At 67.1% G+C, this 14,895-nt stretch carries 12 protein-coding genes; 6 read left to right on the top strand and 6 right to left on the bottom strand.

Annotated features, from left to right (window positions below; all coding sequences use genetic code 11):
• Nucleotides 1-9 precede the first annotated feature (9 nt).
• Complete coding sequence (locus GTY96_RS05660) at nucleotides 10-1,284, top strand: hypothetical protein (RefSeq protein ID WP_235685348.1); 1,275 nt, start codon at nucleotides 10-12, stop codon at nucleotides 1,282-1,284.
• A 113-nt stretch (nucleotides 1,285-1,397) separates the two neighbouring features.
• Here the strand turns inward: GTY96_RS05660 and GTY96_RS05655 are convergent, their stop codons facing one another.
• Together GTY96_RS05655 and GTY96_RS05650 are read right to left on the bottom strand one after the other, a co-directional pair.
• Nucleotides 1,398-2,183: an alpha/beta fold hydrolase gene (locus GTY96_RS05655; RefSeq protein WP_255441933.1), complete on the bottom strand. Its 786-nt coding sequence runs from the start codon at nucleotides 2,181-2,183 to the stop codon at nucleotides 1,398-1,400.
• A gap of 106 nt (nucleotides 2,184-2,289) precedes the next feature.
• Nucleotides 2,290-2,790: a hypothetical protein gene (locus GTY96_RS05650; protein ID WP_143898966.1), complete on the bottom strand. Its 501-nt coding sequence runs from the start codon at nucleotides 2,788-2,790 to the stop codon at nucleotides 2,290-2,292.
• Nucleotides 2,791-3,197: 407 nt separating this feature from the next.
• On the opposite strand from GTY96_RS05650, the gene GTY96_RS05645 reads away from it, so the two are divergent.
• The gene (locus tag GTY96_RS05645; RefSeq protein WP_161664068.1) at nucleotides 3,198-4,328 is read left to right on the top strand and encodes a helix-turn-helix transcriptional regulator; all 1,131 of its coding nucleotides are present in this window, start codon (nucleotides 3,198-3,200) and stop codon (nucleotides 4,326-4,328) included.
• A gap of 105 nt (nucleotides 4,329-4,433) precedes the next feature.
• On the opposite strand, the gene GTY96_RS05640 is transcribed toward GTY96_RS05645, so the two are convergent.
• Entirely contained in the window at nucleotides 4,434-5,357 is a 924-nt protein-coding gene (locus tag GTY96_RS05640; protein WP_161664067.1) for a hypothetical protein, read from the bottom strand.
• A 184-nt stretch (nucleotides 5,358-5,541) separates the two neighbouring features.
• Nucleotides 5,542-8,844 carry a hypothetical protein gene (locus GTY96_RS05635; protein ID WP_161664066.1) on the bottom strand — a complete coding sequence of 1,101 codons (3,303 nt, stop codon included), beginning with the start codon at nucleotides 8,842-8,844 and terminating at the stop codon, nucleotides 5,542-5,544.
• Nucleotides 8,845-9,205: 361 nt separating this feature from the next.
• Between GTY96_RS05635 and GTY96_RS05630 the strand changes: the two genes are divergently transcribed.
• Both GTY96_RS05630 and GTY96_RS05625 read left to right on the top strand, forming a co-directional pair.
• On the top strand, nucleotides 9,206-9,832 hold the full coding sequence (locus GTY96_RS05630; RefSeq protein WP_161664065.1) for an NAD(P)-dependent oxidoreductase: 627 nt from the start codon (nucleotides 9,206-9,208) through the stop codon (nucleotides 9,830-9,832).
• A 58-nt stretch (nucleotides 9,833-9,890) separates the two neighbouring features.
• Nucleotides 9,891-10,835, top strand: a complete 945-nt coding sequence (locus GTY96_RS05625) for a sigma-70 family RNA polymerase sigma factor (RefSeq protein WP_161664064.1) — start codon at nucleotides 9,891-9,893, stop codon at nucleotides 10,833-10,835.
• Between the two features lie 66 nt (nucleotides 10,836-10,901).
• Here the strand turns inward: GTY96_RS05625 and GTY96_RS05620 are convergent, their stop codons facing one another.
• On the bottom strand, nucleotides 10,902-11,543 hold the full coding sequence (locus GTY96_RS05620) for a TetR/AcrR family transcriptional regulator (protein WP_143898960.1): 642 nt from the start codon (nucleotides 11,541-11,543) through the stop codon (nucleotides 10,902-10,904).
• A 75-nt stretch (nucleotides 11,544-11,618) separates the two neighbouring features.
• Here GTY96_RS05620 and GTY96_RS05615 point away from each other — a divergent pair, with 75 nt between their 5' ends.
• The gene (locus GTY96_RS05615; protein ID WP_161664063.1) at nucleotides 11,619-13,610 is read left to right on the top strand and encodes a serine hydrolase; all 1,992 of its coding nucleotides are present in this window, start codon (nucleotides 11,619-11,621) and stop codon (nucleotides 13,608-13,610) included.
• Nucleotides 13,611-13,711: 101 nt separating this feature from the next.
• Entirely contained in the window at nucleotides 13,712-14,488 is a 777-nt protein-coding gene (locus GTY96_RS05610) for a polymer-forming cytoskeletal protein (RefSeq protein WP_143898958.1), read from the top strand.
• Between the two features lie 227 nt (nucleotides 14,489-14,715).
• Here the strand turns inward: GTY96_RS05610 and GTY96_RS38685 are convergent, their stop codons facing one another.
• Nucleotides 14,716-14,865 (bottom strand): transposase domain-containing protein, encoded by a 150-nt coding sequence (locus GTY96_RS38685; protein ID WP_161664062.1) that lies wholly within the window; start codon nucleotides 14,863-14,865, stop codon nucleotides 14,716-14,718.
• Nucleotides 14,866-14,895: the final 30 nt, after the last annotated feature.

Raw genomic sequence — 14,895 nt, 5'->3', positions numbered from 1 at the left:
AGTCCCTCCTTGTCGACCCAGTCGCGTGAGCGATCCAACTTCCGTCCCTCATCCGAGGCGCGCAGCGCCAGCCGAAGCTCACACGCCGCCCTTCTTCTTGCTGCCGTCATGCATCTGGCGACGGCCAGCACGGCGTTCGCCGCGCCTTCGGTCGCGAACAAGAGCCCCGCCAAGGTCGACATCCAGACGGTCGAAGTCAAGATGAAGAGCATCACCAAGAAGTTCGAGAGGTCGGACTGGAAGAACTCCAATACGCTCGACGAGATCGCGAAGATGCTCGATGACGTCGAGACCCGCATCGCGCGCATCAAGGAGAAGGACAAGGACTGGGACACCTCCAGCTTCGAGACCTTCTTCTCTGAGTCCACGGCGAAGTGGAAGAAGGCGAGCGAGGAGGTGAACGCGGCCCACGGCGAGAGGGATCTCGATCTGGAGCGCCGCGCCCGTTTCACGACCATCGGTGACCGCCACGGCGCCGCCATCCAGGCCGGGCTCATGACCCTCGACGGACAGGTGCGAGGCGCGCTCGGGAATGTCCGGGAGGACATGGAGGCGATCCTCGCGCTCCCCGCCCTCGCCGAGGAGTGCGAAGACCGTCAGTACCTGACGATTCAGAAGTACTACGAGGACGAAGGGCGCGCGAAGCAGCCGAAGGTGGTCTGCGAGCTCGCCGGGAACCACCAGAAGATCGCCGAGACCTACGTGTCGCTCGCGGCGAAGGCGCGCCTTGAAGACCAGCTCAAGGTCGACCAGGAGGCGCTCACCGCGCTCGAGCGGGATGGCGCGCTCTCCAGCGTCTGGCTCGCGCGCTTCAAGGACCCCGCCGCGCACGCCAAGCAGGTCGCCAGCGAGTTCGCCGAGCTCACCGCCTCGGCGGGCGTGACCGTTGGCGCCGAGCACTTCAAGCCGCTCGAGGCCCAGGCGAAGAAGTTCAAGGAGATCCTGGCCGCCGCGGGCCGGGTTGATCGCTTCCCCAAGGCCTGGTCGACGAACGACGCGAAGCTCAATGGCCCGGTCTCCGGGCAGGTCAAGTCCTTCGGCGGTACGCTGGTGAAGCTCCGCACCTCCGGCACGACGATGATCGAGAAGAACGACCTCGGCATCCCGCTCGCGCAGTCCACCCATGGCGCGGCGCTCGTGCGCGTCGCGAGCGACGGCGGGTTCTGCCGGCTCTACGACGACGTGGGCTTCTCGGGGACCTACAAAGGCGCAGGTGCCTATGCCCCGCTCTCCTACTCCTCGGGGCTCGAGGATGAGTTCAAGGTGACGGCCTGCTCGAAGTAGCGAGCACACCGACGCCCGGCGATGCGGTCCGGCCCCATGAACCGGACCGCTCGCTGTCGTCTCGCCACGCCGAAGGAGCGGGCCGCTTCATTCCCACCCTCCCGGAACAGGCGCTAAGCCAGCTCACGCAGGAACGACGCGACCACCGCGCCCAGGCGCTCGGGTTGGTCGAACGGGAGGCCGTGGCCGGCGTCCTGTATCTGTTCAATTCGCACCCGTGAATTGAGGCTCCGCAGCTCCCTGGCCATCTCCAGCGTGACGACAGGGCCGCGGTCCCCAATGACGAGGAGGACGGGGACGTCCATGGCGCTCACCACGTCGCGATACCCGGGGTTGGGCGGCGTGAGAACATCGAGGGCGCCCATGTGGGTCTTCAGTCTCGCCTCGGCAAGAAGCTCGACGATTTCGGGCGAGCGATGCGGGCTGCGGGCTCGGCCCTGTGCAACGAGTTCGGACTTTTGCAAGCCGAGGGCCTGGCGGTGTTGTTCGGCGACGTCGCTGTCGTGCACCTCGCGTTGGCGCTCGGGGCTCAAGAACGTCGGGTCGACCAGGATGACTCCGCGCAGGCCCCCTGCCCGTCGACCCGCCACCACGGCGGCGGTCATTCCGCCCATCGAGTGGCCAAGCAGCACCGGACGCGAGAGCGCCAGACCGCGGATGAGGGCCTCGACGTCGCTCGCGTGAGCGTCGTACCCGTAGCCGTGGTGCGGCGCGCTCGAGCCACCGTGCCCTCTGGCGTCGGGCATGACGACGTCGAAGTCACCTTCGAGCACGCGCGCCACCGGAGTCCAACAGGCGCCACTCCCCATCAATCCATGGAGCAAGACGATGGGAGGGTTGGCGCCTCCGGTTCGGAGGTAGTGGAGGTTGATGCCGTTCGCTCCGCTGACTCCACGCATCCAGGTTGGCATGAAGCGGAAGGAATCAAGGGCACAGGCCCGGGTCAAGGGGCCTGTGCGGTGAGACCTGGAAGCAGGGAACCTGCGAGGACAACGCCGCGAGCAGCTAGCGACTGATCCAGAACGACTTGCTGCTGCAGGTGCCTGCCCGCCCGAAGAACACAACGTCGAGGGCCGCCCCCTTGTCGTCGACCGTGGCAAGCAGGTGCACGGCGTCGCCGAGTTTGTCCGCGGGAATCTTGACGATCGTCCCAGCCTCCACGCCGCCGCTGACTTCATAGACGACATCTTGCTTCGACGGGTCGATGACGACGATTCCTCCCACCCGCCTCGGGATCTCGGCCAAGACGTATCCCTCCGAGCTCTTGATGTCGCCCAGCGTTTCGCCCTGCTCCCTCCCGCTACCGCCCGCGGGCTTGTAGGTCGTCTCGTGCCAGATCCCCCAGACATCGAAGTAGCCGCGCCAGACGGGCTCGTTCTTTTGGTTGTACATGGTGATGGCATTGTTCAGCTCCACCGTGTACCAGCCATTGGGGATGGCCTCGGCCTTGGCGCCAACCAGGATGACACTCACAGCCAGAATACACGCAAACAGTTGATTTCGCATTGACTCTCTCCTTGATTTACAGCGGGGTCATCAACCGTGAGCACCAGCTCACGGGCAAGAGCAGCTCGGTTCTCGTAGACCTCCACCCTGTTCTGCGCGGAGGGGCACCCAGCCCTTCCCATTCCACACCGGGAGGGTGTACTGCTTGGGGGGCGACATGGATGCCACGCACTCCGTGGACGATGAGCGCGCCGGGCTTCGCGACTCCACCGTGACGCTTCCGCTCCATCCCTGTCATTCGAATGAGCTTCCCCCCAGACGCCTTGGCGCGTGGGACCCGGATGCAGCTCACGAACCGTACGGGAACCTGCCGGGGGCGGACATCACCCATAGGGGTGACCCCGCCACGCATGGTAAATTCATCTCAGACGTCGCGCCCATGCTTGGACCCAGACAAGGAGAAGGCCATGCGCGTGAAGAGCCCTTCAGATTCCACGCGGCGAGAGCAGGTGCTCCTGGATGTGATGACCGCGCTGACCAGCTCGCTCGACTTGAAGGAGGTCTTCGCGGAGTCCCACCGGATCCTGTCGCGCGTGCTGGCCGCGGACTTTGGAGCACTTTGCGTATCCAGGCCCGGTGAGCCCGGCCAATACGACTGGCCCATGGTCCAGGACATGCCCCAGGTCTTCTTTGACCGCTACCCGGAGATTTCAGACGAGTGCTTCGTGAGTGCCTCGGTGGTCCAGCATCCCAACACCGTGCTGCGGGACTCCGAGATGCTGTCACGCCAGGCGATGCGGAACAGCGCCATGTACGCGCACTGCCGGGAGATGCACATGCCGGTGGAACGCATCCTGTCTGTGTCACTGGACATGGGGCTTGGCTGGCACAGCGGCTTCACCCTGTACCGGGAGAACCGGAAGGCCTTCTCGGAGCAGGAGCAGTCCTTTCTTCAGCGCCTGACGCCCATCCTCGCCAGGACGGTTCGCAACTGCCTCATGCTGGGGGACCTGGCCCGTCAGGGAGACCTCCTGGACCAGCTCTTCCGTCATACGGGGCTTGAGAGCATCGTACTGAGCCCTCCCGCCACCGAGCTGATGCGCACGCCCCACTCCACCGCGCTGCTCCACCGCTGGTTCCCCGACGCGCCCTGTGGCCGTTTCGGTCTGCCCCAGGTCCTCCTGGATGCACTGGAGCAGCTCAGTCGCTCCGGACAGCGGCTGATCTCCGGGCAGGACGTCCTGACGTTCCGCCGGCCGGGGCGAAGCTTGAAGGTGACCTTCCTCCGGTTGCCAGTCCATCCCGGGAGAACACCCTGGGCGCTGTTGTTCCAGGAGGTGTCTCACAGCGTCCAGGTCCCCACCGAGTGGCGCAAGCGGCTCACCCCTCGTGAGTTGGACGTGGTGGAGCGTGTCTTGAACGGTTGGGACAACCGAACCATCGCGGAAGACATCGGCAGCTCGCTGAACACGTTGAAGACGCACCTGAAGCGAGTCTTCGTCAAGCTGGCCGTGCCCAGCCGGTCCAAGCTGATCCTCCTCGCGCAGGAGCGGAGCACCGAGGTGGCAGGTCAGGTGGTCGGCTCGGAGGCAGGCTGAGTGACCTCGCGCGGGCCCCCTCGTGGTCGAGCCAGACGGGGCCAATCTCGAAAGAGGGGCGCCCGTCCGGACCGCTGCGGCGAGGCGGCGGTCCGGAAGCCCGCCTCAATGACAGTAGTACGTCGGCGCCAGCTCCAGGACGCGCTGCTCGGCGATCGGGGAGAGCGCGCGCAGGCGTGAGAGGAAGAGGGGCGCCTTCATCCCCATCCCGATGAAACCCCAGACATACGAACGCTCCTGGGACTCGGCCAGGTGCTTGTGTTCCTCCGGGGTGAACGTGCGCCCCACCGCCTTCTCCAGTGTCTGGAGATCCAGCGCGAGCTGGGCGTTCAGCGTCCCCCGCAGCGCCTGGAGCAGCTCCCCGTACTCCGTGAGGGCCCCGTCCAACGCATCGGGTTCCCGGGCGAGGATCTTCTGCGCCTCCAGGAAGTCCAGCCGGGTGTGCTGCGCCTCTTCGAGCCAGTGGTGCTTGAGCAGGTTGCAGAACAGCGGATCCAGCGTCTCGGTCTTGTTTCCGCGGACCGTCTCCAGATAGTGCTGCTGCGTCATCAGCTCCAGGTGCAGGTTGAAGATGAGCACCCCCAGGTTCGACTTCGCCATGATGGCCCGTGCCACCTCGACGTGGTTGTCGAGCAGGCCGGGGACAACCTTGAACCCCCGAGCGAACGCGCCGGTGAAGCGCGCGAAGAGCTGCTGGTGCTTCAGCTCTTCCTCCGTGAAGCGCAGGAGCGCGCGCATGTGCGTCGCGTTCCCGTGCAGCTCCAGGCTGGCGCGCTGGGCGGCCAGGGCCACGGCGTACTCCTCCAGGAACAGGAACAGGTGCGCATAGCTGTTGGAGCGGATGTGATTCAGCATCAGCCGCTCCTCGGCGTTCAGGAAGGGAATGGCTTCCGCGCCCGTCAGCGCATCCGAGAGGAACCGGTGGCTGAAGTCCAGGACCGTGTCCCTGGGCAGCAGGTCATCAAGACGCCAGGAGACCTTCTCCGAGCTCTGGATACAGGATTGATACTCTGGAGTTTGATTCAACATTCGAATGAATCCCCCTGTGAAAGTCAAACACTGGCGGCACGGGTGGGCTTGCCCCGATGGGTCGGCCCTACCGAGTTCAAAGCGCCCTCCCCCCACCCGTCAAGGAGGAGGAGCCCATCAATATACCATACGAGACACGACGATTTGCTGGCACGGCTTCTGGACGGAGACCTACAGAGGGTACCTAGCGGCAACTCAGGTCGAGCATGTAGCCGACGTACGTGGAGGTGTTCGCGCTATCCACCACGAAGCCGCGGACCACGCCATTGCCGCCGCATTGGAGGGAGTATGTCTCCTTGCCCTTGGTGCAGGAACCGCTGCCGCCCACCGGGGTCAGCGTGTCGACGGCGCCTGTCTGGAGGTCCCTGCACGACACCTCGATCGTCGAGAGGTTGATTTCACTGCACCAGGACTGGTTCGGCGAGCCCACCGCCCAACCATTGATACCCGTGACCTTGTGGAGGACGGCGCCCGGCCCACAGTCCCGAATGAAGGCAGTGCCGCCCGAGCCGCCAATCGCGGTGGCGCTCGTCGCGGCACCGATGATGGCTCCAGAGTCGAAGCGGGCACAGCGCATCCCCAGCGCGTCCAGCCAGGCGCCCGCCCTTCCGTGGATGCCGACCGCCACCTCGTCCGCCGCGCACGTGAGCAACTGGGCCGTGCTGCTCTCCACGCACCTCGTGCCCGTGGAGTCGCGCCGGTAGCCGGCCTTGCACGTCCAGGGACAGTCGGCCTGGGTCGCCGTCGCGCTCGTATACTCCGCGTTCCCGGGGGCGTTCGTACAGGCATTGCGGGCGTTGGAGCTCGCGGGAGACCAGTAGCCGACTCCCACGTCGGAACAGACGTCATTGGCAAGGTACTTGCCCGCGTCGCAGGTGAACGCCACGCAGCGGTGGGGCGAGGTCGACGCGTCACACGTCAGGCCCACGCCACAGTCGCTCTGCCGGAGACACTTCTTGCCCTGGGCACAAGGCGCGCAAGGCCCCCCACAGTCCACGTCGGACTCGTCCCAGCTCTCCTTTCCGTCATCACACAGCGAGGGGATGCAGAGCGGCCCGAGCGGGGGGGCAAATGCCTGGGAGCAATACAGGTGGGAACCGCCCTTTTGCAGCATGCAGTCAGAGGTCTTCTCGCACTTCTTGCCGCTATCACAGCGCGCGCAGACGGGCCCACCGCAGTCCACGTCGGTCTCGCCCGCGGACTTCCGGCGGTCCTTGCAGGTGCTTGGGACACAGAAGACGCCATCGCTCACGCCCGAAGTGCAGTCGGCGTCCACCGAGCAGCGCGCCTTCAGCTCACACTTGGGGCAGTCCTTCCCACCACAGTCGACGCCGCTCTCGTCCGCGTCCATGACGCCAGTCTTGCAGTGGTTCTGCACGCACGTCCCGAAGTCGATGCCGGAGCTCGTGGACTTCTTGCAGAACCCGGAGACGCAATCCTCGGAGCGGATGCAGCCTTGCTTGTTCGCACAGGGCCCGCATCGCGCGCCGCCGCAGTCGACGCCTGTCTCGTCCCCATCCACGACACCGTTGCCGCAGTGGTTTGCGTCCGAGCATTTCCCCGCGTTGCAGTACCCGAACGCACAGTCCGAGTTGAGCGAACACACCTTGCCCTTGGCGCAGGCTCCGCAAGAGCCACCGCCGCAATCCACGTCCGTCTCGAAGCCATCCTTCTTCTTGTTGCCGCACGTGTCCGCGCAATAGCCCAGGCCATCGTTCAGGGTGAACTTCAGCGGATCCACGAGCGGGAACTGGACGTTGGCCAGCTCGATGGGGCCAATGTCCCATCCAAGCCCCACTCCGGAGGAGCCCGCATAGCTGGTCCCCGGCGGTTGGACCCGCCCACCCGCCTGGACGCCGAGATTGCCGTCGAGCCCCAGGGTGATGTCCGCCTTGGCCTTGTTCCCCACGCAGCGTGACGCATACTTCGCGCTGGCCACCAACGACGCCCGGACACCGGCATTCACCCCGAGCGCGTCGTACACATACACATTCAGGCGGGGGATGAGCCCGCAGACGACCACCAGGCTGCCTTCACCGGTCACGTTCGCCTTGGTGTTCTTCTTCTTCGTCAGCACAGGCTCTTCGGTCGTCAGCTTGCCATTCTTGTAGGTCGCCTTGAATTTGAAGGTCGCGTTCTGCTCATGACTCAAGGTGGCCTTGACGCCTGCCTTCGCCTCGAATCCGCACTCGAGGTCCACCTGGATGGTCTGGGTGAAGACGACTGGCACGGGCCCGACGAGGACGGTCTGCACCGCGGGCTTGGTGACGAGGATGTTGCGCTTCCAGCCCCCCGCGGGCCGCATGTCCGGATGGCCCAGGTACTTCAGCTTCGCCTGGGTGAGGACCTCCTCGGCGAACTTCGTTCGCTCCGCGAGCTTGTCCTGGAGCTCCTTGCCGCTCTTTCCTCCCGCGGACGAAATCGTGGCGTTCACGAGGGCCTCGACATCGAGCTTGAGGCGGGCCTTGCTGTCCACGTTCAGCGTCATGCTGGTCGACTCGGCTCCGCCCACCGCCAGGATGGCGGGCACCTTCACCTCCACCTGCGCGCCTGGGTTGAAGGAATAGGACACGGCCGCCTTGCCGCTCCCCTGGAGTGAGAGCTGGAGCGGCCTCTTTCCCGCCTCGTTGAAGTCCTTCTCGTACTTGAGCGTGAACAAGGTGCTGGAGTAGCTGTTCTTGATCTCGGGTTGGATGTTCACGCCCGTGGTGATTCCATCGACCGTCACGGCCTTCCAGACGTCCACCGCCGCGTGGGCCACCGCCAGCGCCGCGCCGCCCAGCGCCTCTCCCACCGCGGAGATGGCATTCCAGATGGCCCCCAGGAAGAGGGCGTTCACCTGGGCCGGCGCCCTCTCTTCCTCGACCCCGGGCAGGGGCTCATCGTCCGGATTGCCCTCGACGCTGGGGGACATCACGTTCGCGTCGACATACAAATGGCTGGCGGCCCATTCGAGGTCGAGCTTCGAGATGTCCACGGTCTCCATGTTCGCGTAGTCGAACGTGAGCCGCAGCTCCCCCGTGACGATGTCCTCGAGCGCGGCGGCCTCCGTCTCCACGACGAGGGATTCACCCAGCTCGGCGACGGAGACGACCCTGCGGGCGAAGCCCAAGGGATTGGCGCCCGGGCCATCGCTCGGAGCCGACACCACGACCCGCCCGGGCTCCCATTGCCGCACCTCGGGGTTCTCCGCCTTCGGGAAGACGAGCGAGTCGGGCCTCACGACGACGGTGCGAGCCTGCGTCTGCGTGACGACCTCGACCCAGGGCTGGGGCTGAAGGGTGTTGTAGTCGGGCTCGAACCGCGGCTCCCACACGAGGCTCTCGAGGTCCTCGTGCGGGCTCTCCACGGTGTACTCGTCCGGGGTATCGTCCTCGGGGAGCGTCCTCGCGCACGATCCCGTCAACAGGAGGCCGACGAGCATCGGCAGGAGCAGGGGCGGACGGCGATGCATCCAGCGGCCCCGCGGGTCACTTCTCTTGGACATGGGCTCTCAGGGAACAGCTTCATTCACGGTTCAGCAAGACTCGTTCCAAGAGAGGCCACGACGATATCCCTCGAGCTAGGGCGCGTGGATGGAGCCTTGACGCATCAATGACGGCCCCTGACGCGTCAATGACGTCCCCTGACACGGCGTGCCCCCAGTGCGGCTGTCGCTGCGTCAGCTCGCGGTTGTCACCGCCTGGCAGCGCCCCGCTCCGGCTGAGTCGTGGCGCCCGAGGAGGCGCCGGAGCGCTTCGGGCTGACGTCTCGAAGGTATTGCTCCGCGTCGGCGAGCCTCTGGGTCGAGCGAGGAGAAAAGCGGCGCCCCCACGTCACGTTCGAGCGCGCTGTCCGGTCTTCCCGGCATGACCCTTCGACTCCTCGTACTGGGTGCGACAGGCAAGACCGGCACTCACATCCTCGACCTCGCGCTCGCGCGCGGGCACCAGGTGACGGCGTTCGTTCGTTCACCCCAGAAAATCGTGCGGCGCCACCCGGCGCTCTCCATCGTCCAGGGCGACCCGATGCAGGTCGACCCGCTTGCTCAGGCGCTCACCGGTCATCACGCCGTCCTCTCCGCCCTGGGTCCATCAGGGCGCGAGGGCTTTCGACCGAGCACGCTGCTGGCCGAATGCGCGGCCAGCACGGTGGCGGCGATGGAACGGGCCTCCGTCAATCGACTCGCCCTGGTCTCCGCCGCGCTGCTGTTCCCCGGAGGAGGCCTGCGTTTCGCCTTCTTCCGTTGGTTGATCCGACATCACCTCCGAGATCTCACCGCCGCCGAAGCCGTGGTTCGGGCCACGCCCTTCGATTGGACGCTCGCTCGACCGCCGCAGTTGGTCGAGTCCCGGGAGGAGACCTACCGGAGCGAGCGCGAACGACTTCCCCTCGGTGCCTGGTCGATGTCGTTCCGAGCGGTGGGGGCGTTCCTGCTCGATAGCGTCGAGAAGGGAACTCACATGCGAGAGGTCGTCGGGCTCGCCCGGCGATAACATGGCGCGTGGATCCCATGATGCCCAACGGAGCACTCATGCTCGGCAGGCACTTCTGATGGCAGCCCGGCTGTCGTTGGCACGTCGTCTGGAGGCCTTTGAGTCGTGCCGGCACGAACTCGTCGCGCTGTCGTACCGCATGCTCGGTGACCTCGGGCGCGCCGAGGACATGGTCCAGGAGGCCTGGCTGCGGTGGCAGGCCCACGAGGGCGACGTGGAGTCGTCGAGGGCGTTCCTCGTCACGGTCGTCACCCGCCTCTGCTTGAGCGAGCTCGGCTCCGCGCGGGCGCGCCGGGAGGAGACGCGCCCCGACCGGCTGCCCGAGCCCGTTGATCTCGACGAGGGCGGCATCACGCGCGTTGAGCGCCTGGAGCAAGTCTCCATGGCCTTCCTCGTCGCGCTCCAACGCCTGACACCCGCCGAGCGGGCCGTCCTCCTGCTCCACGACGTCTTCGATTTCGAGCATCAGGAGATCGCCGAGCGCCTCGGCAACAGCGCGGTGGCGTGCCGCAAGCTGCTCGAGCGCGCGCGTCGGAGCCTGGCGACCGAGCGGCGAATGCTTTCGGCCTCGCAGGAGGAGCACCGTCGTCTGCTCGCGGCCTTCCTCCGAGCCGCGTCAGGCAATGACCTCCAGGGCGTCGTCGAACTGCTCGCGGAGGACGCGGTGCTGGTGACCGACGGCGGGGCCGAGGGGCGCCGTTTCGCCGGCCAGCGCAACCTCTCACGACCGCTGCAGGGCGCTGCACGCATCGCCGCCTTTGTCATCGCGACCGCGCGGCACACCGTGGGCGTGCTTCGGGTCGAAGAGCACCGGCTGAACGGGCAGCCGGCCGCCGTGTTCTGGGACGGCGCCAGGCCCTTCGCGGCGCTGGTGCTCGCGGTCGGGGATGGAAAGGTCCAGCGGGTCTATTTCCATGCCGACCTGCATCGCCTGAGCCGTCTCGGTCGTCAGGTGGACCTGGATTTGAACCTCTCGCGGTGGTGGTCGTCTTCGCGCGAGTGATGGCCGTCGGAAGCAGGGACGCCCAGGGCCTTCTCCAGGCCCGAGCGCACCTCGCCTCACCTACCGCTACCGCGCGCGGCGGCGTCCGCCCCCTTCGCCCCAGGCCCGCATCGCCAACTCGGCCAGGCCGAGGAGCTCCGCCTCGCTGGCGCCGTCCAGGGCCTGCACCGACATGCCCTGGAGGACGGCGCCGTAGTAGCGGGCCAGCACCCGCGCGTCCGTGTCGGAAGGCAGCTCCCCCTCCTCGATTCCCCGGGCGATGCGCTCGTGGAACCTCCCCACCGCGTTCTCACGGAGGGAGGTCACGAACTCAGCGATGGGCCGGAGCTCGTCCGCGCACCGCAGGACGGCGGTGGAAATCATGCACCCAGGGGGCTGCTTGCGGCGCTTGAAGCTCCTGGCCGAATCCTGGAGGACCCGCGCGATGGCCTCCCGCGCGGTCGGCTCCTCGGCGAGCGCGGCCCACGCCAAGGCTCCAGGCCCGGCCTGATAACGCTCCAATGTCCGTTGGTACAGCTCCGCCTTGGAGCCGAAGGCCGCGTACAGGCTGGGCGGCGTGATGCCCATGGCCTGGGTGAGGTCCGTCAGGGACGCGCCCTCGAAGCCCTGCCGCCAGAACACCTCCAGCGCCGCGTCGAGCGCCTTCGTCTCGTCGAACTCGCGGGGCCTCCCTCGAGGCCGAGGCTTGGGGGCAGGGTCGTTTTTCATAGCATTCACTATTGAATTGGCGCGAGGCGGGGCCTATTTGAATATCGCTCGCTAAATAAACAGGAGTTTCGCCCCATGCATTCCGCAGTCGCAACCTTCCTGGTAGCCGTAGGCATTGGTCTGTCCCCTGCAGCCCTCGCGAAGTCCGCGCCGGGAGGCCTCGCCGAGAGCGTGGACGCGGTCATCGACCGGTCGCTCGCGGACAAGCGCATCGTCGGCGCCGTGGTGGTGGTGGCGAAGGATGGGAAGGTCGTCTACCGGCGCGCAGCGGGCTTCGCGGACCGGGAGGCGCAGCGGCCGATGCGCGAGGATGCCATCTTCCGGCTGGCGTCGATGACCAAGCCGCTGGTCTCCGTCGCCGCCCTGGCGCTGGTGGACCAGGGCACGCTGTCGCTGGAGGACCCCGTCACGAAGTGGCTCCCGGCGTTCCGTCCGAAGCTCGCGGATGGGCGTGAGCCGGTCATCACCGTGAGGAATCTCCTGACGCACACGGCGGGCCTGACGTATGGCTTCAACGAGGCGGAGGGCCAGCGGCGCTATGCGCGGGCCGGCGTCTCGGATGGGCTGGACAATCCTCCCGGGCTCACGCTGGAGGAGAACCTGCGCCGGCTCGCCACGGTGCCGCTGTCGAATGCACCGGGAGAGGGGTGGCGCTACTCCGTGGCGACGGACGTGCTCGGTGCCGTGGTCGCCCGAGCGGGAGGCGCGCCGCTGCCGCAGGTCATCGAGCGGCTCGTCATCCGCCCCCTGGGCATGAAGGATACGGGCTTTCGCGTGACGGACGGCGCTCGGCTCGCGGTGGCCTACGCGGATGGAAGGCCCGAGCCGGTGCGCATGGCGGCGACGCAGGACGTCCCCTTTGGCGTCGGGGCGATCCACTACGCGCCGGGCCGGGCGTTGGATGACCAGGCCTTCCCGTCGGGTGGGGCGGGCATGGTGGGGACGGCGGAGGACTACGTGAAGTTCCTCGAGGCGCTGCGGCGCGGCGGCGCGCCGGTGCTCGCCAAGGCCACGGGAGAGCGGCTGGGTGAGCTCGAGGTGGGAGCGGAGGCACAGACCCAGGGGCCGGGCTGGGGCTGGGGGCTTCTCTCGGCGGTGCTGGTGGACCCGCAGAAGGCCCACAGTCCGCAGGGGGCGGGGACGCTGCAGTGGGGTGGCGCATACGGGCACACCTGGTTCGTGGACTCGCGCAATGGGCTCACGGTGGTGGCGCTGACCAACACCGCGCACGAGGGTATGTCGGGGGCCTTCCCCGGCGCCGTGCGCGAGGCGGTCTACGCGGGTGTCGCCACATCGAAGCCGGCGGTCCGGATCCACGTGCTCGACTGCGGGCGCATCGAGTTGGAGAACCTGGGGCTCTTCTCGGACAGCGGGGAGCACGACGGTGAGCCGGGGACCTTGGTGGCGCCGTGCTTCCTCATCCGTCACCCGCGGGGAGACCTGCTGTGGGACACCGGGGTCGGGGACAAGCATGCCTCGCGGGCCCACGGCGCCTCGGGCACGCCGGGCGTGCGCTTCCTCGTGTCCGTGACGCTCGCGTCCCAGTTGGCGAAGCTCGGGCTGAAGGCGTCCGACATCGACCTCGTGTCCTTTTCCCACCTGCACGCCGACCATGCGGGCAACGCGCCGGACTTCGCGGCGTCCACGTGGCTGGTCAACCGGGCCGATTGGGCCTGGGCGACCGGCGCTCCCACGCCGCTCGGAGTCGATGCGAGCCTCGTCCGAAACCATGCGAAGGAGAAGACGGTGCTGCTCGATGGGGACCACGACGTCTTCGGCGACGGCTCGGTCCGCATCTTGAAGACGCCGGGCCATACGCCGGGCCATCAGGTGTTGCTGGTGAAGCTGCCGAAGACGGGCCCGGTGCTCCTGTCAGGCGACCTCTTTCACTCGCGGGAGAACTTCGAGAAGTCGCTGGTGCCGGGCGCCAACACCAGCCGCGCGGACACGCTCGCGGCCTTCGACCGGGTGGCCAAGGTGATCCGCCACACGGGGGCCCGGCTCATCGTCCAGCACGACGCCGGAGACCTGGGGACGCTGCCGGCCTTCCCGCTCGCCCTGGAGTAGCGGGCGAGTTCCTGTCGCCGCGAAGCAGGTCGGAATCGCCAAGCTGGGCCCAATCCGCGGCTTCCCTGACGCAGGGGGGCCGCGCGCGGTAACGTGGAGCCATGCCCACCACGAAGCATCCCGGCCCGAAGGCCAAGCGCCTCAGCACGGGAACCCTCACGCCGGAGGAAGTCCCGTCACTCCTGAAGCGGACGGTTCGCGGGAGGTTCGCGAAGTCGAGCACGCTCCGCGAAGCCAAGCGCTTCGTCGCGCAACGCCTCGCCGGAGAGTGCGCGGACCGAGACATCATCCACCATGAGGGACGACTCGTCCTCGACGAGCTCTCGACCGGACGGAGACCTCGGATTGGCCTCCTGGTCGTCGAGGGGGACCTCCTCGTGAAGGGACGCTATGAAGACTCGCTCGACCCCGGCTCCGTCGTGGTCGTCACCGGCACCCTGCGCGCGGGAGATGTCATCACGAAGGGGTTTCTCGAGGTTCACGGGGACCTGGTCGCCGAGCGTTCAATCCTTTTCATCGACAACGATGCTTGCTGCGAGGTCTTCGGAGACGTCCGTGCCCCCTTCGTCTACACGAACTACCACGCGGTGAAGGTACATGGAGGCGTGAAGGCACGACTCGTCACGGGAGACGCGAAGCACATCCGGAGCCAGCAGAAGTACGCATTCATCGAGGAGACCACTCGCGAGGTCCGCGAACGCCTCTCGCCCAAGCTGCTGAAGGTCTTCGCGGACGAGATGTTCGAGGACGAGGAAGGCGACGAGGCGGACCCGGATGCGCCGTGGATCGACGCCATCGACCCGGAGAAGCTCGCCGCGTTCGTCCGGCGCGGCCAGTCCGTGCTGGCGCAGGTTCCGCCGAGCCGGCGGCGGAAGTGACGAAGGCAGGCACACGGACATCTTCTCACACGGGCCAATTGCTGTGCCTTGTGCCTCCCCAGATTCGGCCACCGGTGAGCGACAAGGGAGTTGTCGCGTGAGAGGCTTCAGCCGGCGTACCGAGCTTCCCTAACCGACCGACGGGCGACGTCCGATGGATGCACCCTTCCACTCGTGCCGCGTGGTAGCCGCGCACGGAGGTCCTGGTCGACGAGGCTTGCATGGCATCAGGATGAGTCAGGGGCGGAGGTGGAGGACGGTTGCCAGCGGTGCGGCAGCAACTCGTCCAGACGTGATGCGGGGTGGCTGCCAAAGCGCATGAGCACGCCGGCGAGGTACGCCTCGGGATTGACGCCGTTGGCCTCGCACGTGGCCACCAGGGAGCTCAGTCCCGCCAGATTCCGATC

Origin of the sequence: Corallococcus silvisoli (assembly GCF_009909145.1) — a bacterium.
GTDB lineage: Bacteria > Myxococcota > Myxococcia > Myxococcales > Myxococcaceae > Corallococcus > Corallococcus silvisoli.
Note: the sequence above shows the minus strand (reverse complement) of the source record. Positions and strands in the feature narration are given on the sequence as shown.

What these genes read in the sequence shown, in the direction of transcription:
- GTY96_RS05645 (WP_161664068.1), top strand. Translation starts at nt 3,198, where the DNA reads ATGCGCGTGAAGAGCCCTTCAGATTCCACGCGGCGAGAGCAGGTGCTC.
- GTY96_RS05655 (WP_255441933.1), bottom strand. Translation starts at nt 2,183, where the DNA reads ATGCGTGGAGTCAGCGGAGCGAACGGCATCAACCTCCACTACCTCCGA.
- GTY96_RS05640 (WP_161664067.1), bottom strand. Translation starts at nt 5,357, where the DNA reads ATGTTGAATCAAACTCCAGAGTATCAATCCTGTATCCAGAGCTCGGAG.
- GTY96_RS05635 (WP_161664066.1), bottom strand. Translation starts at nt 8,844, where the DNA reads ATGTCCAAGAGAAGTGACCCGCGGGGCCGCTGGATGCATCGCCGTCCG.
- GTY96_RS05620 (WP_143898960.1), bottom strand. Translation starts at nt 11,543, where the DNA reads ATGAAAAACGACCCTGCCCCCAAGCCTCGGCCTCGAGGGAGGCCCCGC.
- GTY96_RS05625 (WP_161664064.1), top strand. Translation starts at nt 9,891, where the DNA reads ATGGCAGCCCGGCTGTCGTTGGCACGTCGTCTGGAGGCCTTTGAGTCG.
- GTY96_RS05610 (WP_143898958.1), top strand. Translation starts at nt 13,712, where the DNA reads ATGCCCACCACGAAGCATCCCGGCCCGAAGGCCAAGCGCCTCAGCACG.
- GTY96_RS05650 (WP_143898966.1), bottom strand. Translation starts at nt 2,790, where the DNA reads ATGCGAAATCAACTGTTTGCGTGTATTCTGGCTGTGAGTGTCATCCTG.
- GTY96_RS05630 (WP_161664065.1), top strand. Translation starts at nt 9,206, where the DNA reads ATGACCCTTCGACTCCTCGTACTGGGTGCGACAGGCAAGACCGGCACT.
- GTY96_RS05615 (WP_161664063.1), top strand. Translation starts at nt 11,619, where the DNA reads ATGCATTCCGCAGTCGCAACCTTCCTGGTAGCCGTAGGCATTGGTCTG.